The organism is Brevundimonas sp. AVps4, from assembly GCF_058681525.1.
Window position 1 is genome coordinate 2,003,946 of sequence record NZ_CM178741.1, and the last position, 16,579, is coordinate 2,020,524.

At 67.9% G+C, this 16,579-nt stretch carries 15 protein-coding genes and 1 tRNA gene; 10 read left to right on the forward strand and 6 right to left on the reverse strand.

Annotated features, from left to right (window positions below):
- Nucleotides 1-4: 4 nt before the first annotated feature.
- Nucleotides 5-1,174: an MFS transporter gene (locus tag ACW178_RS09960; RefSeq protein ID WP_287105225.1), complete on the reverse strand. Its 1,170-nt coding sequence runs from the start codon at nt 1,172-1,174 to the stop codon at nt 5-7.
- A 103-nt stretch (nt 1,175-1,277) separates the two neighbouring features.
- On the opposite strand from ACW178_RS09960, the gene ACW178_RS09965 reads away from it, so the two are divergent.
- On the forward strand, nt 1,278-2,174 hold the full coding sequence (locus ACW178_RS09965; protein WP_183215563.1) for a LysR family transcriptional regulator: 897 nt from the start codon (nt 1,278-1,280) through the stop codon (nt 2,172-2,174).
- A gap of 62 nt (nt 2,175-2,236) precedes the next feature.
- Here ACW178_RS09965 and ACW178_RS09970 read toward each other — a convergent pair whose 3' ends face one another.
- Nucleotides 2,237-2,749 (reverse strand): hypothetical protein, encoded by a 513-nt coding sequence (locus tag ACW178_RS09970; protein ID WP_492024514.1) that lies wholly within the window; start codon nt 2,747-2,749, stop codon nt 2,237-2,239.
- 187 nt (nt 2,750-2,936) lie between these two features.
- On the opposite strand from ACW178_RS09970, the gene ACW178_RS09975 reads away from it, so the two are divergent.
- Both ACW178_RS09975 and ACW178_RS09980 read left to right on the forward strand, forming a co-directional pair.
- Entirely contained in the window at nt 2,937-3,803 is an 867-nt protein-coding gene (locus ACW178_RS09975; RefSeq protein WP_152950253.1) for a 50S ribosomal protein L11 methyltransferase, read from the forward strand.
- A gap of 18 nt (nt 3,804-3,821) precedes the next feature.
- Complete coding sequence (locus ACW178_RS09980; protein WP_287106062.1) at nt 3,822-5,627, forward strand: aminopeptidase P family protein; 1,806 nt, start codon at nt 3,822-3,824, stop codon at nt 5,625-5,627.
- Between the two features lie 2 nt (nt 5,628-5,629).
- On the opposite strand, the gene ACW178_RS09985 is transcribed toward ACW178_RS09980, so the two are convergent.
- Nucleotides 5,630-7,366: a patatin-like phospholipase family protein gene (locus ACW178_RS09985; protein ID WP_054765756.1), complete on the reverse strand. Its 1,737-nt coding sequence runs from the start codon at nt 7,364-7,366 to the stop codon at nt 5,630-5,632.
- A gap of 85 nt (nt 7,367-7,451) precedes the next feature.
- Here ACW178_RS09985 and ACW178_RS09990 point away from each other — a divergent pair, with 85 nt between their 5' ends.
- The 5 genes from ACW178_RS09990 to ACW178_RS10010 all read left to right on the forward strand — a co-directional run bounded on the left by ACW178_RS09990 (nt 7,452) and on the right by ACW178_RS10010 (nt 11,398).
- On the forward strand, nt 7,452-8,864 hold the full coding sequence (locus tag ACW178_RS09990; RefSeq protein ID WP_287106065.1) for an FAD-binding oxidoreductase: 1,413 nt from the start codon (nt 7,452-7,454) through the stop codon (nt 8,862-8,864).
- 17 nt (nt 8,865-8,881) lie between these two features.
- On the forward strand, nt 8,882-9,595 hold the full coding sequence (locus ACW178_RS09995) for an HAD-IA family hydrolase (RefSeq protein ID WP_287106066.1): 714 nt from the start codon (nt 8,882-8,884) through the stop codon (nt 9,593-9,595).
- Between the two features lie 114 nt (nt 9,596-9,709).
- Entirely contained in the window at nt 9,710-10,999 is a 1,290-nt protein-coding gene (locus ACW178_RS10000) for a dicarboxylate/amino acid:cation symporter (protein WP_182713586.1), read from the forward strand.
- Nucleotides 11,000-11,055: 56 nt separating this feature from the next.
- Nucleotides 11,056-11,130, forward strand: a tRNA-Val gene (locus ACW178_RS10005).
- A gap of 55 nt (nt 11,131-11,185) precedes the next feature.
- The gene (locus tag ACW178_RS10010; RefSeq protein WP_287106068.1) at nt 11,186-11,398 is read left to right on the forward strand and encodes a hypothetical protein; all 213 of its coding nucleotides are present in this window, start codon (nt 11,186-11,188) and stop codon (nt 11,396-11,398) included.
- 10 nt (nt 11,399-11,408) lie between these two features.
- Here ACW178_RS10010 and ACW178_RS10015 read toward each other — a convergent pair whose 3' ends face one another.
- Nucleotides 11,409-12,626, reverse strand: coding sequence for an LL-diaminopimelate aminotransferase (locus ACW178_RS10015; RefSeq protein WP_191555718.1), 1,218 nt, complete (start codon nt 12,624-12,626; stop codon nt 11,409-11,411).
- Nucleotides 12,627-12,781: 155 nt separating this feature from the next.
- Nucleotides 12,782-12,973: a hypothetical protein gene (locus tag ACW178_RS10020; protein WP_054765761.1), complete on the reverse strand. Its 192-nt coding sequence runs from the start codon at nt 12,971-12,973 to the stop codon at nt 12,782-12,784.
- Nucleotides 12,974-13,187: 214 nt separating this feature from the next.
- Here ACW178_RS10020 and ACW178_RS10025 point away from each other — a divergent pair, with 214 nt between their 5' ends.
- Nucleotides 13,188-14,558: a class II 3-deoxy-7-phosphoheptulonate synthase gene (locus ACW178_RS10025; protein ID WP_183215549.1), complete on the forward strand. Its 1,371-nt coding sequence runs from the start codon at nt 13,188-13,190 to the stop codon at nt 14,556-14,558.
- On the opposite strand, the gene ACW178_RS10030 is transcribed toward ACW178_RS10025, so the two are convergent.
- Nucleotides 14,536-15,747 (reverse strand): FAD-dependent oxidoreductase, encoded by a 1,212-nt coding sequence (locus tag ACW178_RS10030; protein WP_287106070.1) that lies wholly within the window; start codon nt 15,745-15,747, stop codon nt 14,536-14,538. The two genes, ACW178_RS10025 and ACW178_RS10030, sit on opposite strands and share 23 nt — an antisense overlap.
- 200 nt (nt 15,748-15,947) lie before the next feature.
- Here ACW178_RS10030 and ACW178_RS10035 point away from each other — a divergent pair, with 200 nt between their 5' ends.
- On the forward strand, nt 15,948-16,523 hold the full coding sequence (locus ACW178_RS10035) for a prephenate dehydratase domain-containing protein (RefSeq protein ID WP_191557815.1): 576 nt from the start codon (nt 15,948-15,950) through the stop codon (nt 16,521-16,523).
- Nucleotides 16,524-16,579: the final 56 nt, after the last annotated feature.

Genomic DNA, 16,579 nt, shown 5'->3' on the forward strand with positions numbered 1-16,579 from the left:
GACGTCAGCAGGTGGCGGGGGCCGCCACCGCTGTCCGCTTGCGGCTTAGGAAAAGGACCAGCAACAGGCCCAGTCCGGAAGCGACGGCTCCGGCCAAGGACACGGCTGGATAACCGAGGCCTCCTGCGATGACCGCTCCGCCCACAGCCGCGCCGATGGCGTTGCCCAAATTGAAGGCGCCGATGTTCATCGCCGAGGCCAGGTTGGGCGCATCGCCGGCGGCGCCCATGACCCGCACCTGGAGCGGCGGCACCAGGGCGAAGCTGGCGATCCCCCACAGGAAGACCAGGATGGAGGTCGGGACCGCGAACGGCATGGCGACAGCGAAGGCGACCAGGATGGCGGACAGGGAGGCCAGGGTCACGATCAAGGTCCGGTCCACGGACTTGTCCGCGAACTTGCCGCCCAGCCAGTTGCCGAGCGTCAGGCCCAGCCCATAGGTCACCAGCATGGCGGTGACGAAGCCGAGCGAGGCGTGGGTCTGCTCGCGCAGGATCGGGGCGATATAGGTGAAGACGGTGAACATGGCGCTGGAGCCGATCACCGTCAGGGCCAGTGCCGCCAGCACGGAGCCGCGACTGAGGACGCGCAGCTCGGCGGCGATGTTCCCGCCGGTCGGGGCGGGCAGGTTGGGCAGGGTCAGGCGCAGGGCGGCCATGACCCCCACGCCGATGGCGGCGATGCCCCAGAAGCTGGCGCGCCAGCCCAGGGCGTCGCCGGCCCAGGTCGCCAGGGGCACGCCGACGACATTGGCGATGGTCAGGCCCATGAACATGGCGGCGACGGCGCCCGCCTGACGGTTCGGCGGGACCAGGCCGGCGGCCACGATCGAGCCGACGCCGAAGAAGGCGCCGTGGTTCAGCGAGGTGATGACCCGCGCGATCAGCAGCATCGCGTAGTCGGTCGAGATCGCTGACAGCAGGTTGCCGACGGTGAAGATGGCGGCGAGACCGATCAGCAGGGCTCGGCGCGGCATGCGGCCTGTGGTCAGGGTCATCAGCGGCGCGCCCAGCATGACGCCCAGGGCATAGGCGCTGATCAACAGGCCGGCCGTGGGAATGGAGACGCCGAGATCGGTGGCGATGACGGGGAGGAGGCCCATCGGGGCGAACTCGGTCACGCCGATACCGAAGGCGCCGGCGGCGAGGGCGAGCAGGGGAGGATTGAGTTTCATGGTTGTCCTTCGGCGATGTCCTTGTCCAGGCGCACAGATGGACGGCGATCCGCGCGAGCGTTAGGCAGGCTTCAGGCCAAAGATTTTTGATCTGGACGCACAGATGCAGACAACCGGCGTGGACCGCGCGAGAGAGATGGAAGTGTTTGCTGCGGTGGCGCAGAGCGGCAGTTTTTCGGCCGCAGGCCGTATGCTGGATTTGACGCCGTCAGCGGTCAGCCGGACCATCGACCGGATCGAGGCGCGGCTGGGCGTGCGGCTGATGCTGCGGACCACGCGGGTGCTGACGCTGACGGCGGAGGGCCAGACCTATCTGGCGGCGGCGCGTCGGATCCTGGCCGATCTGGACGATGCCGAGCGGGTCATCTCCGACCAAGGGGCGCCGCGCGGACGGGTCAGGGTCAGCGCGTCCCTGGCCCACGGTCGCCAGCGTGTCGTGCCCCTGCTGGGCGAGTTCGCCCGCCTGTATCCGCATATACTAATCGACTTCAACCTGACCGATGTCGTGGTCGATGTGGCGGCGGGCCAGGCCGATGTCGCCATCCGGTTCGGACCGCTGGCCGACAGTCCGCTGACGGCGCGCCGACTGGGCGAGACGGGGCGGACCATTGTCGCCTCGCCGGAGTATCTGGCGCGACGGGGCGCGCCGCAGGTCCCGGAGGATCTGCACGATCACGACTGTCTGAACTTCAATTTCCGCCGGGCCGAGCCGGTCTGGCCCTTCCGGCGCGACGGCCGGGATTACGCCCTGACGGTGAGGGGACCGATCGAGGCCAACAATGGCGAGACGCTGACGCAGCTGGCGCTGGCCGGCGTTGGGGTGACGCGAGTGGGCAATTTCAGCGTGGCGGACGCCATCGAAACGGGGCGGCTTGTCCCGCTGCTGGAAGCCTTCAATCCTGGTGATCGCGAGCCGATCCACGCCGTCTTTGTGGGCGGCGCCAATATGCCGGCTCGGGTAAGGGTCTTCGTGGACTTTCTGGCGGAACGGCTGCGCTGAACCGGAAATCGCCGGACGGGCGGACCCGTCCGGCGAGCTTCAGTCTCGACTGCGATTTGAACTCAGCGCTTGCCGAAGATCAGGTCGCCCAGTTTGGCGAAGAAGCTCTTTTCTTCCGCCTTCGGCGCGGCGGCCGGGGTCGGAGCGGCGGGCTTGGGCGTTTCGACCGGCTTGGGCGCCGGAGCGGCGGCGGCCGGCGCAACGACCGGAGCGGGCGTCGGCGCCGCGACGACGGCCGGGGCGGCAGGCTTGGGCGCAGCGGCCTTGTCGGCCGGCTTCGCGGCTGTGGTCTTGGCGGCGGGCTTGGCTGCAGCGGGCTTGGACGCCTTGGGCGCAGCGGCCTTCACCGGCGCAGCCTTGGCGGCCGGAGCGGCCTTGGGTTTGGCGGCCGCCTTCGGTGCGGCCTTGGGCGCAGCGGTCTTCGCAGCGGCGGCCTTGGCGGCCGGCTTCGCAGCCGGAGCCTTGGCGGCGGGCTTGGGGGCCGCAGCCTTGGGGGCGGCCGTCTTGGCCGCAGGCTTCGCAGCGGCGGGCTTGGTCGCCTTGGGCGCGGCGGTTTTCTCGGCGACGGCCTTCACAGCGCTCGACTTCGGCGCGGCTTTAGGCTTGGAAGCGGCGGTCGCCGGTTTCGGCGACGCAGGTTTAGACGTAGACGGTGACTTGGCCATGTATTCCCCGACCCCTCGGTTAATTAAAAAGCCCGGCGGCGTCGGGAGGACGAAGCGCCGGATCGCAACGATTCGCCATCTTAGCGGTGTTTGAGAAATGTCCGAGTCCGCAGTTCAGATAATCGCACGCGGTTCGCGCGACAGCGCAGAGGCCGCCGCCGCCGCCATCGACGCCGATCCCATGCTTGAGGGCGCGACCTATTCCATCCTGGAGGAGGACGAGGATCGCAACCTCTGGCGCATCGACGCCTTCCCGACGACAGAAGACGAGGTCGAGGGGCTGAAGGCGACCCTGGCCGACTATCCCGTCACCGTCACGGTCGAGAAGCTGGCCGACGCCGACTGGCTGGCCATGTCGCTGTCGGGCTTGCCGCCGGTCCGGGCCGGGCGCTTCTTCGTCTATGGGGCGCATGACGAGGGACGGGTTCCGCCCAACGCCGTCAATCTGAAGATCGACGCCGGCGCCGCCTTCGGCACCGGCCACCACGGCACGACGGTCGGCTGTCTGGAGGCCTTCGACGACCTGCTGAAGCGCGAGCGGTTCGAGCGGGTGCTGGACGTCGGCTGCGGCACGGGCGTTCTGGCCATCGCCGCGGCCCGCACCGGCAGCCGGATCGCCATCGGCACCGACATTGACGCCCCCTCGGTGCGGATCGCCAATGAGAACGCCGCCCTGAACCAGGCCCACGCCAGCTTCGTCCACGCCTCGGGCCTGAACGATCAGCGGGTGAGAAAGCACGGCCCTTATGATCTGGTCTTCGCCAACATCCTGGCCCCGCCTTTGGTGGCCCTGTCGCAGGACATCAAGACGGCGCTGAGCCTGGGCGGGGTCGCCATCCTGTCGGGCCTGCTGCGGACCCAGGAGCGCCGGGTGACGGCCGCCTATACGTCGCGCGGATTCAGGCTGGAGAAGCGCATCCACCATGACGCCTGGAGCGCCCTGGTGCTGCGGCGGATGGGCTGAGGACCGAGAGACGAGACCATGCGCCAGACCTTCGACGAGACCACCGATCCGTCCTTCGGGGCCAAACACCTGCCGCTGCTGCGCGCCGAGATGGCCAGGCAGGGGCTGGACGGCTTCCTGATCCCGCACGAGGACGAGCATCAGAACGAATATCTGCCCGACGCCAACGAGCGGCTGGCCTGGGCCACCGGCTTCACCGGCTCGGCCGGGGCGGCGGTGGTGTTCCAGGACCGGGCCAGCATGTTCACCGACGGTCGCTATACGGTGCAGGTCAAGGTCCAGACCGATCCGGCCCTGTTCGAACGGCGCGACCTGAACGCGGTCGCCGCCTATCTGGAGACGGCCAAGCCCGGCCAGATGATCGGCTATGATCCGCGTCTGCACAGTCCCGACGCCCTTGTCCCCCTGAAGGCGGCGGCCCAGAAGGCGGGGGCGGAGCTGAAGCCGGTCGAGGCCAATCCGCTGGACCTGGCCTGGGGGGCGGATCGTCCGGCCCAGCCGACCGCCCCGGTCACGCCGCACGAGGACGTCTATTCCGGCGAGCCCCATGCGTCGAAGCGGGCGCGGATCGGTCGGGCCGTGGCGGACGCCGGCGCCGAGGCCGTGGTTTTGACCGCGCCCATGTCGATCGCCTGGCTGTTCAATGTGCGCGGCGGCGATGTGATCCGCTCGCCCCTGCCCATCGGCCAGGCCGTGCTGGAGGCCGACGGCAAGGCGCGCCTGTTCCTCGACCCGGCCAAGGTGACCAATGAACTGCCCGGCTGGCTGGGCGACGACGTGCGGCTGGAGGCACCCGAACGGCTGGCCGAGGCGCTGGATAGTCTGGCCGGCAAGAAGGTGATGATCGATCCGGCCCTGTCGTCCGCCTGGTATTTCGACCGGCTGGAGCAGGCGGGGGCGACGGTGGTGCGGGCGGCGGACCCCTGCGCCCTGCCTCGCGCGACCAAGAATGCGGTCGAGATCGAGGGCAGCCGCCGGGCCCATATCCGCGACGGCGCCGCCCTGGCCAACTTCCTGCACTGGGTCGACACGGTCGCCCAGCAGACCCTGCCGGACGAGCGCGAGGTGGTGGAGACCCTGGAGCGGTTCCGCGAGGCGACGGGCGCCCTGAAAGATCTGAGCTTCGACACCATCGCCGGGGCCGGGCCGAACGGCGCCCTGCCGCATTACAAGCCGGTCGGGGCCACGATCCGCAAGATCGAGAAGGGCTCCCTGCTGCTGGTGGACGGCGGCGGCCAGTATCTGGACGGGACGACCGACGTGACCCGCACCATGGCGGTGGGCGAGCCGACGGCGGACCAGCGTCACAAGTTCACCCTGGTGCTGAAGGCCCATATCGCCATGGCGACGATCCGCTTCCCGGCGGGGACCAGCGGCATGGCGCTGGACGCCATAGCGCGGGCGCCGATGTGGGCGGCGGGGCTGGATTACGACCATGGGACCGGCCACGGCGTCGGCTCCTATCTGGGCGTCCACGAGGGGCCGCAGCGGATCGCCAAATGGGGCACCAGCCAGCCGCTGCTGGAGGGGATGATCCTGTCCAACGAGCCCGGCTATTACCGCGAGGGCCATTGGGGCGTCCGCATCGAGACCCTGCAGGTGGTGACGCCGGCCGTGGTTCTCGAGGGCGGCGAGCGGCCGATGCACGGGTTCGAACAGCTGACCTTCGCCCCGATCGACCGCAAGCTGATCGACGTCGATCTGCTGACCCCGGACGAGCGGGCCTATGTCGACGCCTATCACGCCGAGACCCTGGCCAAGGTCGGCCCCCTGGTCGAGGGCGAGGTGCGGGCCTGGCTGGAACAGGCCTGCGCCCCGCTCTGAACTTACAGGTCGAAGGCGCGGGATCGCCGCCGCAGGTGGGTGACGGGAACGGGCAGGTCCGCCAGGGCCGCCCGGGTCGCCGCGTAGCCTGAGGCGACCGGCTCCTCATAGGCCTTCCAGTCGCGGATGTCGGTCCCGCCGGTTCGCGGCAGGATCAGGACGTCGGCGGCGGCGCGCGACTGCTCCATCTCGGCGTCGGTGGTGATGGTGGCCGAGCGCATCAGGATGGAGACGATGGGCGGGCCGGCCTTCCAGGCGCCCGACAGCACCCATTTCCACCAGGAGGGGGGATTCTCCAGGGCGGCCGGATCGACGCCGCGGGTCTGGGACATGTCCACGCCGATGATGGGGCCGTTGTTCAGCTGGCGCATCACGCTGGTGGGGAAGTTCTTCAGCACCGCCCCGTCCACCAGAACCTGGCCGTCCATGACCACGGGCGGAAGGACGCCGGGAATGGCGATCGAGGCGCGCATGGCCCGGCGCATCAGGCCCGCGCGATGAACCTCGATCCGGCCGGACGTCAGGTTGGAGGAGACGCAGAAGAAGGGCAGGCAGAGATCGGCCAGATCGGTGTCGCCATAGGCCCGCTCCAGCAGCCGGGCCACCTTGCGGGCGCGCGACATGGCGATGATGGGAAAGGCCAGGTCGGACAAGGGGTCGGATTCGACGAAGGCGCGACGGATCTCGAAGTCCAGCCGCTCGAACGACCAGCCCATGGCCGGTCCGGCCGCCACCACCGCCCCCATGGAGGCGCCCCCGACGAAGTCGATGGGGACCCGGGCCTCCTCCAGGGCCTTGATCGCCCCCATGTGGCAATAGGCCCGCGCCCCGCCGCCCGATAGGACCAGGCCGACCGCCGTGCCCGTGATGACGCGGGCCATGCGGTCTGAATCGGTCTCGACTCCCTCGACGCAATGGAACCAGCGGTCCGGCTGGAGCACATTGAGCCAGACGCGAGTGTTGGCCGGCCGGTTCATGCGCGGATCGCGCAGCAGGATCAGATCGGTCAGACGCCGGCCGTCGCCGAAGCCCATACGCCGGGGCAGATCCGACGGCGGGGCCAGAAGCCCGCTGCCGACGATGAACAGGCGATCGACCTGGCGGGCGCACAGCTCGGCCCAGGCCTTCTGGTCCAGTTCGGCGACATAGAGGACATAGTCGTGGTCGTCCTCGACCCGGCTGAACCATTCGGCGGCCGAGCTGAGAGCCGACTGATCGATCACCTTGCAGGTGAAGCCCATGGCCTGGACGCCCGCCGCGATCCGTTCGACGAAGGCGCGGATCGGGCGCGGGCGGGCCGAGACGAAGCCGAAGACGCTGGGCTCGGCGGCGCCCACGGCCCGCTCGCGGGCGCGATGGATCATCAGGCGCGACAGTTCGACCAGCAGATCCGGCTCGGATCGAGCGGCGTCGAAGAAGGCTTCGCGCGGCAGGGCCAGGATTTCGGTGTCGCGCAGGGCGACCACGTCCGCGGTGTGCGGGGTGCCGGCCACCATGGCCATTTCGCCGACCGGCTCTCCGGGCCGGATGACGCCGACCAGCTGGGGCGGCTGATCCGTCTCGACGTGAAACACCCCCAGCCGGCCCGAGCGGACCAGATAGAGGGTGTCGGACGGATCGCCCGCCGCAAACAGCCGCTCGCCCCCGGTCAGGGCGAACCAACTGGCGCGATCGATCATCGGTCCTTCGAAGATGCGCGCCAGGGCGACGGCCAGGGTGTCGGGACGAAGCGGAGCCATGGCGTCTTGTACGGCAGATAAGGGAGGAGGTGAAATGGCGCGAAAACGCCTTTCAACCGATCGCGACGCCTGACAAAAGGGGCGAATGCCCCACGCCATTCCCTCAACCGCTGTCCTCGACGCGCTGAAGGCCGCCCTCGGCCCTGGCGGCTGGACCCAGGATCCAGAGGTCATCGCCCCGTCCCTGACGGAGTGGCGAAACCGCTGGACGGGCCATACGCCTATTTTGCTGACGCCGCGCTCGACCGAGGAGACCGCCAAGGTGATCGCCATCTGCGCCCAGTCGGGCGTGGCCGTCACCCCCCAGGGCGGGGGCACGAGCCTGGTCGGGGGACAGATCCCGTTCGGCGAGGTGTTGTTGTCTCTCAAGAAGATGCGCGCCGTGCGCGACGTGACCCCATTGGACGACGCCATGACGGTGGAGGCGGGTCTAACCCTGCTGGAGGCCCAGCAGGCGGCGGCGGCGGCGGGACGGGCCTTTCCGCTCAGCCTGGCGGCCGAGGGCTCGGCGACGATCGGGGGGGTGATCTCCACCAACGCCGGCGGCACCCAGGTGCTGCGCTACGGGATGATGCGGGACCTGGTCCTGGGCCTGGAGGCGGTCCTGCCGAACGGCGAGGTCTTTCACGGACTGAAGCGGCTGCGAAAGGACAATACAGGCTATGATCTCAAGCAGTTGCTGATCGGCGCGGAGGGCACCCTGGGCGTCGTCACCGCGGCCACCCTGAAGCTGTTTCCGATCATGCGGTCACGCGCGGTCGCCGTGGTCGCCCTGGAAACGGCTGCGGCGTCCATCGAACTGCTCGCCCGCGCCAAGGCGGAGACCGGCGGCGGGGTCGAGGCCTTTGAGTTGATGAAACGTATGGGCATGGAGCTGGTGCTCAAGAACATCCCCGACACCCGCGAACCGCTGGACACGACGCCGAATTGGTATGTGCTGATCGAGATCGCGTCCGGGACGGCGGGGGGCGCCGAGGCCCAGATGGAGCGGCTGCTGGAAGTCGCCTTCGAGGAGGGGCTGATCACCGACGCCGCCATAGCGCAGAACGATGCGCAACGCGCCGCCTTCTGGCGGCTGCGTGAAGAGCATTCGGCGGCCCTGAAGCCGGAGGGCGGCGGGTGGAAACACGACGTCTCCGTCCCGATCAGCCGTATCGCCGAATTCATCGAAGAAGCCACGGCGGCCGTCGAGCGCTTCCATCCCGGCGCCCGTGTCTCGGTGTTCGGCCACGTCGGCGACGGCAATCTGCACTACGACATCCTGCCCGGCGTCGGCGAGGATGTGGCGGCCTTTATCGGCCGCTGGAAAGAGGGCTCGCAGGTCGTTCACGACGTCGTCGGGCGTTACGACGGCTCAATCTCGGCCGAACACGGCCTGGGTCGGCTGAAGACCGAAGAGGTCAAACGCTACAAGTCGCCGCTGGAGATCGAGACCATGGCCGCCATCCGGCGCGCCATCGATCCGCAGCGGATCATGAACCCCTCCGTGCTCTTCTAGGCGGACAGGACGAAGATATGAGCCTGCGTGACCTGGACGGCTGGACCGTCCTCTTCGATCTGGACGGCACCCTGGTCGATTCCGCTCCGGATCTGGTTGGAACCCTGAACCGTCTGCTGGTCGAGGAGGGATTGCCCCCTGCGCCACCCGAAGTGGCGAGAACCCTGATCGGCTCGGGCGCGCGCGCGCTGTTGGCGCATGGGTTCGAGGCGGCCGGCGCCGATGTGGAACGGGCCCGGTCCGATGCGCTCTTTGAGCGGTTCCTGGTCGATTACACCGCCCATATCGCCGACGGCTCGCGGGCGTTCGAGGGTGTCGTCGAGACCTTGGAACGCCTGGCCGAACGCGGCGCAGTCTTGGTGGTCGCCACCAACAAGCGGTCGGACCTGTCTGAACTTTTGCTGGACCGGCTTGATCTTCGCCGCCATTTCCTGGCCGTCGCCGGCCCCGATCGGGTCAGCGCGCGCAAACCCTCTGGCGCGCATCTGAAAGAGGCTGTGGCGATGGCGGGCGGTGACCCGGCCCGCGCGATCATGGTCGGCGACGCCGCGCCCGACGCCGAGGCGGCCCGCGACGCCGACATGCCCTGTGTCCTGACCACCTTCGGCTACACGCCCGTGCCGGTGGACACCCTGGGCGGAGACGTCCTGATCGACGCCTTCGAAGACGTGGAAGAGGCGATCGACGGCATTCTGGCCGAGTTTTACGTAAGGCGGGCCCTGAAGGCCTGAAAGAGCTGCGCTTAAGCCTGCACGCAGGAAAACTGGCCATGTTCGGGCACGACGACGGTTGCGGAACGGCGGGCCGATGGACAGATTGGCCCATCCCAGCCGAAAGCGCCCTTCATGATCTCCCGCTTCTTCCAGATTCCGCTTTGGCAGCGCACCTTCGCGGGCCTCGCCCTGGGGGTGATCGCCGGCCTGATCCTGCGTGAAAGGGCCGAGATCTGGCTGCAGCCGATCGGCGACGTCTATCTGAACCTGATCCGTATGGTGGTGGCGCCCCTGGTGCTGTTCACCATCGCCAGCTCGATCGCCAAGCTGGGAGAAGGGGCGGGGGCCGTCCGCCTGGGCGTGCGCACCCTCGTCTGGTTCGCGATCACGTCGCTGCTGGCCGTGCTGGTCGGTTTCGCCTTCGGCCATCTGATCAATCCGGGCGTGGGCCTGTCGAACCTGCCGCTGGGCGAGGTCAAGGAAAGGGTCATTCCGACGCCGCTGGAGGTGCTGATCGGCGTCGTCCCCACCAATCCCTTCGCCGCCTTGGCCGAAGGCAAGGTGTTGCAGATCATCTTCTTCTCCGCCCTGGTCGGCATGGCTCTGGTCGCGCTGGGCGATCGGGCCCAGGGCGTGCGGCGACTGGTGGACGAGGGGGCGTCAGTCATATTCCGCATCACCCGCTGGGTGATCCAGCTGACCCCCATCGGCGTCTTCGGCCTGATCGGCTCGGTCGTCGGCGGCTATGGCTGGGAGGCGCTTCTGCCCCTGCTGAAGTTTATCGGCGCCATCTACGCCGCCTGCCTGTTCCACATACTGGTCGTCTATTCGGGGCTGCTGAAGCTCCATGGCCTGAAGGTCGTCAGCTTCTTCCGCGGCGCCTTCGCGGCCCAGCAGACCGCCTTCGCCACCTCGTCGTCGCTGGGAACCCTGCCGATCACCCTGCGCCAGACGGTCGAGCGGCTGGGCGTGCCCCAGGCCTACGCCGCCTTCGCCGTGCCTCTGGGCGCCAATGTGAAGATGGACGGGTGCGGCGCCATCTATCCCGCCATCGCCTCGATCTTCATCGCCCAGTATTTTCAGATCGACCTGACCCTGACCCAATACATACTGATCGGCCTGACTGCGGTCTTGGGCTCGCTGGGGACGGCGGGGGTTCCGGGAACCTCGATCGTCATGCTGACCCTGACCCTGTCCACCGCCGGCCTGCCGCTGGAAGGCATCGGCTATATCGTCGCCATCGACCGGGTCATCGACATGATGCGGACGGCGACGAACGTGACCGGTCAGATGCTGGTCCCGGTCTTGGTGGCCAGGGAGGAAGGCATTCTGAACGTCGATATCTATGACGGCCACGTGGCCTGGCTGCCCGGCGATCCGGAGGCGGAGACGCCCGAAGCCGTTCAGGCGGCGGGAATCTGAAACGGACGCTTGCGCCGCGCGATCGACCGGGCTATGTCGCCGCCTCCGCAAGGCATGGATGCGTAGCTCAGCGGGAGAGCACCTCGTTCACACCGAGGGGGTCACAGGTTCAATCCCTGTCGCATCCACCATCTTTTCCATCATAGACGCCTTGCAGCTCAGCTTGCGAACGCGACGAGGGCGTCGATGCCGCAGATCAACGACATGGTCCATATCCGCTTCTCGCTCAGAGGCCTGGGCGGGCCCTTCTGGCAGACCAACGCCACCATCGCCTCCGTCAGCCAGGGGGTGGCGCTTCTGGACGGGCTGGACCGCCAGGTGCCGGCGGCCGTGACAGAGCTGAAGCGCGCCAGCCCGAACCGCTGGACCCTGGACTGGGAAGTCAGAAGCCGGCCTTAGAGCCTATTCCTCAGACGTCCGGCACGTCGCGTCCCGGCGGCACATTGACGCCCATCGACTTCAAATAGGTCTTGATGTTGCGCGCGGCCTGACGGATCCGGTGCTCGTTCTCGACCAGGGCGATGCGCACGAAGCCCTCGCCGTTCTCGCCGTAGCCGACGCCTGCCGCCACCGCGACCTTGGCGTGGGTCAACAGTTGCTTGGAGAATTCCAGGCTTCCCAGGTGGGCGAGGGCGGGGGGCACGGGCGCCCAGGCGAACATGGAGGCGGCGGGCTTGGGTATGTCCCACCCCGCCCGCGCGAAACTGTCGATCAGGACGTCACGGCGTCGATGATACAGGGCGCGGTTCTGATCCACGATGTCCTGCGGACCGTTCAGAGCCGCGACGGCGGCCGCCTGGATCGGCGTATAGGCGCCGTAGTCGAGATAGGACTTCACCCGCGCCATGGCGGCGATCAGCTTGCGATTGCCGACGGCGAAGCCGATGCGCCAGCCGGCCATGCTGTAGGTCTTTGACAGGGAGGTGAACTCGATCGCAACGTCCTTGGCGCCCGGCACCTGCAGGATCGAGACGGTCGGCTTGCCGTCGTAATAGAGTTCGGAATAGGCCAGGTCGCTGATGATCCAGAGGTCATTGGCCTTGGCGAAGGCGACGACCCGCTCATAGAAGGCCAGATCGACCGTCTCCGCCGTCGGGTTCGACGGATAGTTCATCACCAGAACCTTGGGGCGCGGCACCGTATAGGCCATGGCCCGCTCCAGCGCCTCGAAATAGCGCTCGTCCGGCGTCGTCGGCACGCTGCGGATGGCGGCGCCCGCTATGATGAAGCCGAAGGTGTGGATCGGATAGGAGGGGTTCGGCGCCAGGACGACGTCACCCGGTTCGGTGATGGCGGTTGCCAGACTGGCCAGACCCTCCTTGGAGCCCATGGTGACGATCACCTCGGTCTCGGGGTCCAGATCGACGCCGAAACGACGTCCGTAATAATTGGCCTGGGCGCGACGCAGGCCCGGTATGCCCTTGGAGGCCGAATAGCCGTGGGCGTCCGGCTTTCGAGCCACTTCACACAGTTTGTCGATGACGTGCGGCGGCGGCGGCAGGTCCGGGTTGCCCATGCCGAGATCGATGACGTCCTCGCCGGCCTGACGGGCGGCGGCTCGCATGGCGTTGGTCTCCGCGATCACATACGGAGGCAGGCGCTTCATGCGATAGAATTCTTCGGACATCGGTCTTTGTGGGTGGAAGGTGAAGGGGGCGCAAGCGATGCCACCGATGCGCGCTTCATGAAACAGAAAGATGAAGGCCGTCGGGCTTTATCCGCCAAAAACTTGTGACACAGCCTCTCTCGGGCTGCTCCTACGCAAGAAGCTTGCGAGCCGGCCTAGCCGATGAAGACGCGCGGCTCCTCGCCGATACGCGCGGGCGTCGGAGAGCGGTTCTGAGGGCCTCGCCGCCGCCGTACATAGTCGGACAGGCCGCGCACCTCGGCCTCGGCGACCCCGTCGCGCTCCATCAGCCGACGCACGATGGGATCTGACAGCATCTCGTCCAGGGTCAGGTCGTAAGACGTCATGGCGCATCTCCGGCTCACGGTTCGTCCCCCTCCGACGAGATGGGGCGGCCCCGTCAGGACGCCAGAGCCAGATGGCGATGTCGTGGAAATTTCACGGTCCGGGCGCGCCAAAACGGCGGCTTTTCCGGCGCCGCAAACCGAAAATCGGGTCACCGCCGCAATATCTGTTCGTCTTTTCGTTGTTCCGGCGGCGGCAAAGTCCTATTCTTGCCGGATGACACGCTGGACCCCCGAAAGCTGGAGAACCAAGACCGCCCTGCACATGCCGGCGGACTATCCGGACCCGCAAGCCCTGGCCCTGGTCGAGGACGAACTGCGCGCCCTGCCGCCGCTCGTCTTCGCCGGCGAGGCGCGACGACTGACGTCTAAACTCTCGCAGGTCGAGCGGGGCGAGGCCTTCCTGCTCCAGGGCGGCGACTGCGCCGAGAGCTTCAAGGAATTCTCGACCGACAATATCCGCGACACCTTCCGCCTGATCCTGCAGATGGCGGTCGTCCTGACCTTCGCCGGGCGCAAGCCGGTTGTGAAGGTGGGCCGGATCGCCGGCCAGTTCGCCAAGCCGCGCTCTTCGCCTCTGGAAGAGATCGACGGCGTCGAACTGCCCAGCTACCGCGGCGACATCATCAACGGCATGGGCTTCACGGCCGAAGAGCGCATGCCCGACCCCCAGCGTCTGATCCGGGCCTACAACCAGTCGGCCTCGACCCTGAATCTGCTGCGCGCCTTCGCGGGGGGCGGCTACGCCGACCTGTACAACATCCATCGCTGGACCCTGGGCTTTGCGGGCGACAACGCCGCCGGCGCCCAGTACCGCGAGCTGGCCGACAAGATCACCGAGGCCCTGGCCTTCATGGAGGCGGTCGGCGTCACGCCCGAGACCCATCCGGATCTGAGCCGGGTCGAGGTCTTCACCAGCCACGAGGCCCTTCTCCTGAACGTCGAGAGCGCCCTGACGCGGCTGGACGGCGGTTCGGGCGAATGGTTCGACACCTCGGCCCATATGCTGTGGATCGGCGAACGCACGCGTCAGCTGGACGGCGCCCATGTCGAGTTCATGAAGGGGATCAAGAACCCCATTGGCGTGAAGTGCGGACCCACCATGACCGCCGACGACCTTCTGCCCCTGATCGACGTCCTGAACCCGGACAATGTGTCGGGCCGACTGACGCTGATCGGCCGCTTCGGTCACGACAAGGTCGGCGAACGCCTGCCCAAGCTGATGCGCGAAGTTAAGGCCTCGGGCCGCAAGGTGATCTGGTCCATTGACCCGATGCACGGCAATACGCTGAAGGCCGGCAACGGCTACAAGACCCGGCCGTTCGACCGGATCCTCAGCGAGGTGCGGACCTTCATCGACGTGGCGGAGGCGGAAGGCGTCCACCCCGGCGGCGTCCACCTGGAGATGACCGGCCAGAACGTCACCGAATGCATCGGCGGCGCCCAGGCCGTGACCGAGGACGACCTGTCCAACCGCTATCACACCCACTGCGACCCGCGCCTGAACGCCGACCAGGCGCTGGAGCTGGCCTTCCTGGTGGCCGAGCGGTTGAAGGCAGGCCGGATCAGCCGCTCGGAAGCGGCCTGATCGACGGAAACAGCGGGGCGACGAGGCCGATGGTCGCGTTCGCCTCGGCTCGGTCCGGCGTCTCGTCGTCGATACCGACGCCGTTCATGTCATTGCGCGTGGCCTGAACCACGATCCCGTCCGGTCGCGACAGCACGGTCACGCCCCGGAAATGCAGGCCGTAGTTGACCTCGGGCTGGGGCGCGAGCCAGGCGATCTGGCCGCGCACGGGGATCATCTCCTTGTCCTCGAACAGGGCCTTCGCGCCATAGCCGGTGCAGTTGATCACGATCTTCTCGGGCAGGGCCGTCAGATCCGCCGGCGTGTTGAAGGCGCGGGTCTCGATCCGGCCGCCCTGGCTCAGAAACTCGGTCTCCAACCGGTGCGCCAGTTCGGCGACGTTGAACTGCATGGCGCTGACCATCCGGGTCTCCCCAACCGGAAAGGGCGAGGCGGAAGCGGGCAGGGGGATGGATCGCGGCGCCAGCCCGTCCAGCCTGTATTCGGCGAATCGGATCGGCTTTATCCCAGGCGCGGTAAGGATCGGCGGCGGTTCGACCGTACGCGGCAGGTCGGCCGCGCCCGACAGCATATAGCGGTCGCTAAAGACGACCGGATCGCCTTCTGTCCCCAGATAGGTCTGGTGAGTGGCGTAGGTCTCGCGCGCCATCTGTTCCCAAAGGGCGGGGAAGTCAGCCGCGACGCGATCAGCGTCGGCGATGCGGCTGTCCGGCGTCCAACTGCCTGTGGCGCGCATGGATCGGGTGAAGGCGGCGCGTTCGCGCGCATAGATGGTCACCCGCGCGCCCATGCGCTGAAGCTGGAGCGCCGACGTCAAGCCGAGGGCGCCGCTGCCGATCACCGCGACCACGGGCGGACCGCCCGCCAGACCCGCCAGGGCCATGGCCTTGCGCGCTGCGATAGCGCTGGAGCCCCAGGACAAAGACCAGCCGCTGCCGCCGTGGCCATAGTTGTGAACCACCTTGGTCTCGCCGACCGCCTCCACGTTCAGGCGCGGGCCTGTCGGGCGAAAAGGACGGGTGCAGACGGTGATGCGTATGATCCGCTCGGGCGTCATCAGGATCGGCGCGATCCGGCGCGGGGCAAACCCTGTCGTCGGCAGGACGGCAGGCGTCGGCGCGCAGCCTGCAAGGGCTCCCGCCAGGCCCGTCAACACGGCCCGACGGTTGGAGCTGGTGACGACGGACATGAGCGGCTCCGGAAGATGCGAACTGCGACGCTACCCGCACCATGCGCGGCCCGAAAGCACCCCACGATCACATTCGGCTTGTGGGGACGAAAGCGGCGCCGCAGATACGGCGCGAAACGGTCACGGCTCGGACAACTATGCTCCGTCTGATCGCGGCCAGCAAAGGGAAGGCTTTCGGGCTAGACCCCGTGAGTGACGAAATGAACAAGCCAGCACAGCAAGACGACAAGCCCGGTCGGGTCGCCTATCAGGGCGCGCCCGGCGCCTTCAGTCATGAGGCCTGCACGGCCCTTCGCCCCTGGGACGAGGCTGTGCCGTTCGAGACCTTCGCCGAGGCCATCGCAGCCCTGAAGGGCGGCGACTGCGACTGCGCCCTGATCCCGGTCGAGAACTCCTCCATCGGCGTGGTCGAACCCGCCGCGACCCTGGTGCGCGACTCCGGCCTTCGCGTGGTCGCCGAAGCCTGGCGGCCGATCCGCCACGCCCTGATGGGACTGGACGGCGCGCGCATCGCCGATCTGAAGCGGGTGCTCAGCCACCCCATCGCCCTGGCTCAGTGCGAACGGACACTGAAGGGCCTGAAGCTGAACGTGGTCGAGCATTTCGACACCGCCGGCGCCGCCCGCGACGTCGCCGAGGCGGGCGATCCGACCCAGGCGGCCATTGCGCCGGTAGGGGCCGCCGAGGTCTATGGCCTGTCGATCCTGCGCAACGATCTTCAGGATTCCAGCAATAACCGGACGCGTTTCGTCCTCCTGGGGGCCGATAGGGCTTGACGGCGCACGGTCTTTGCGTGCTTTAAGGCCGCTCGGATCGCGAACGATCCGCATAA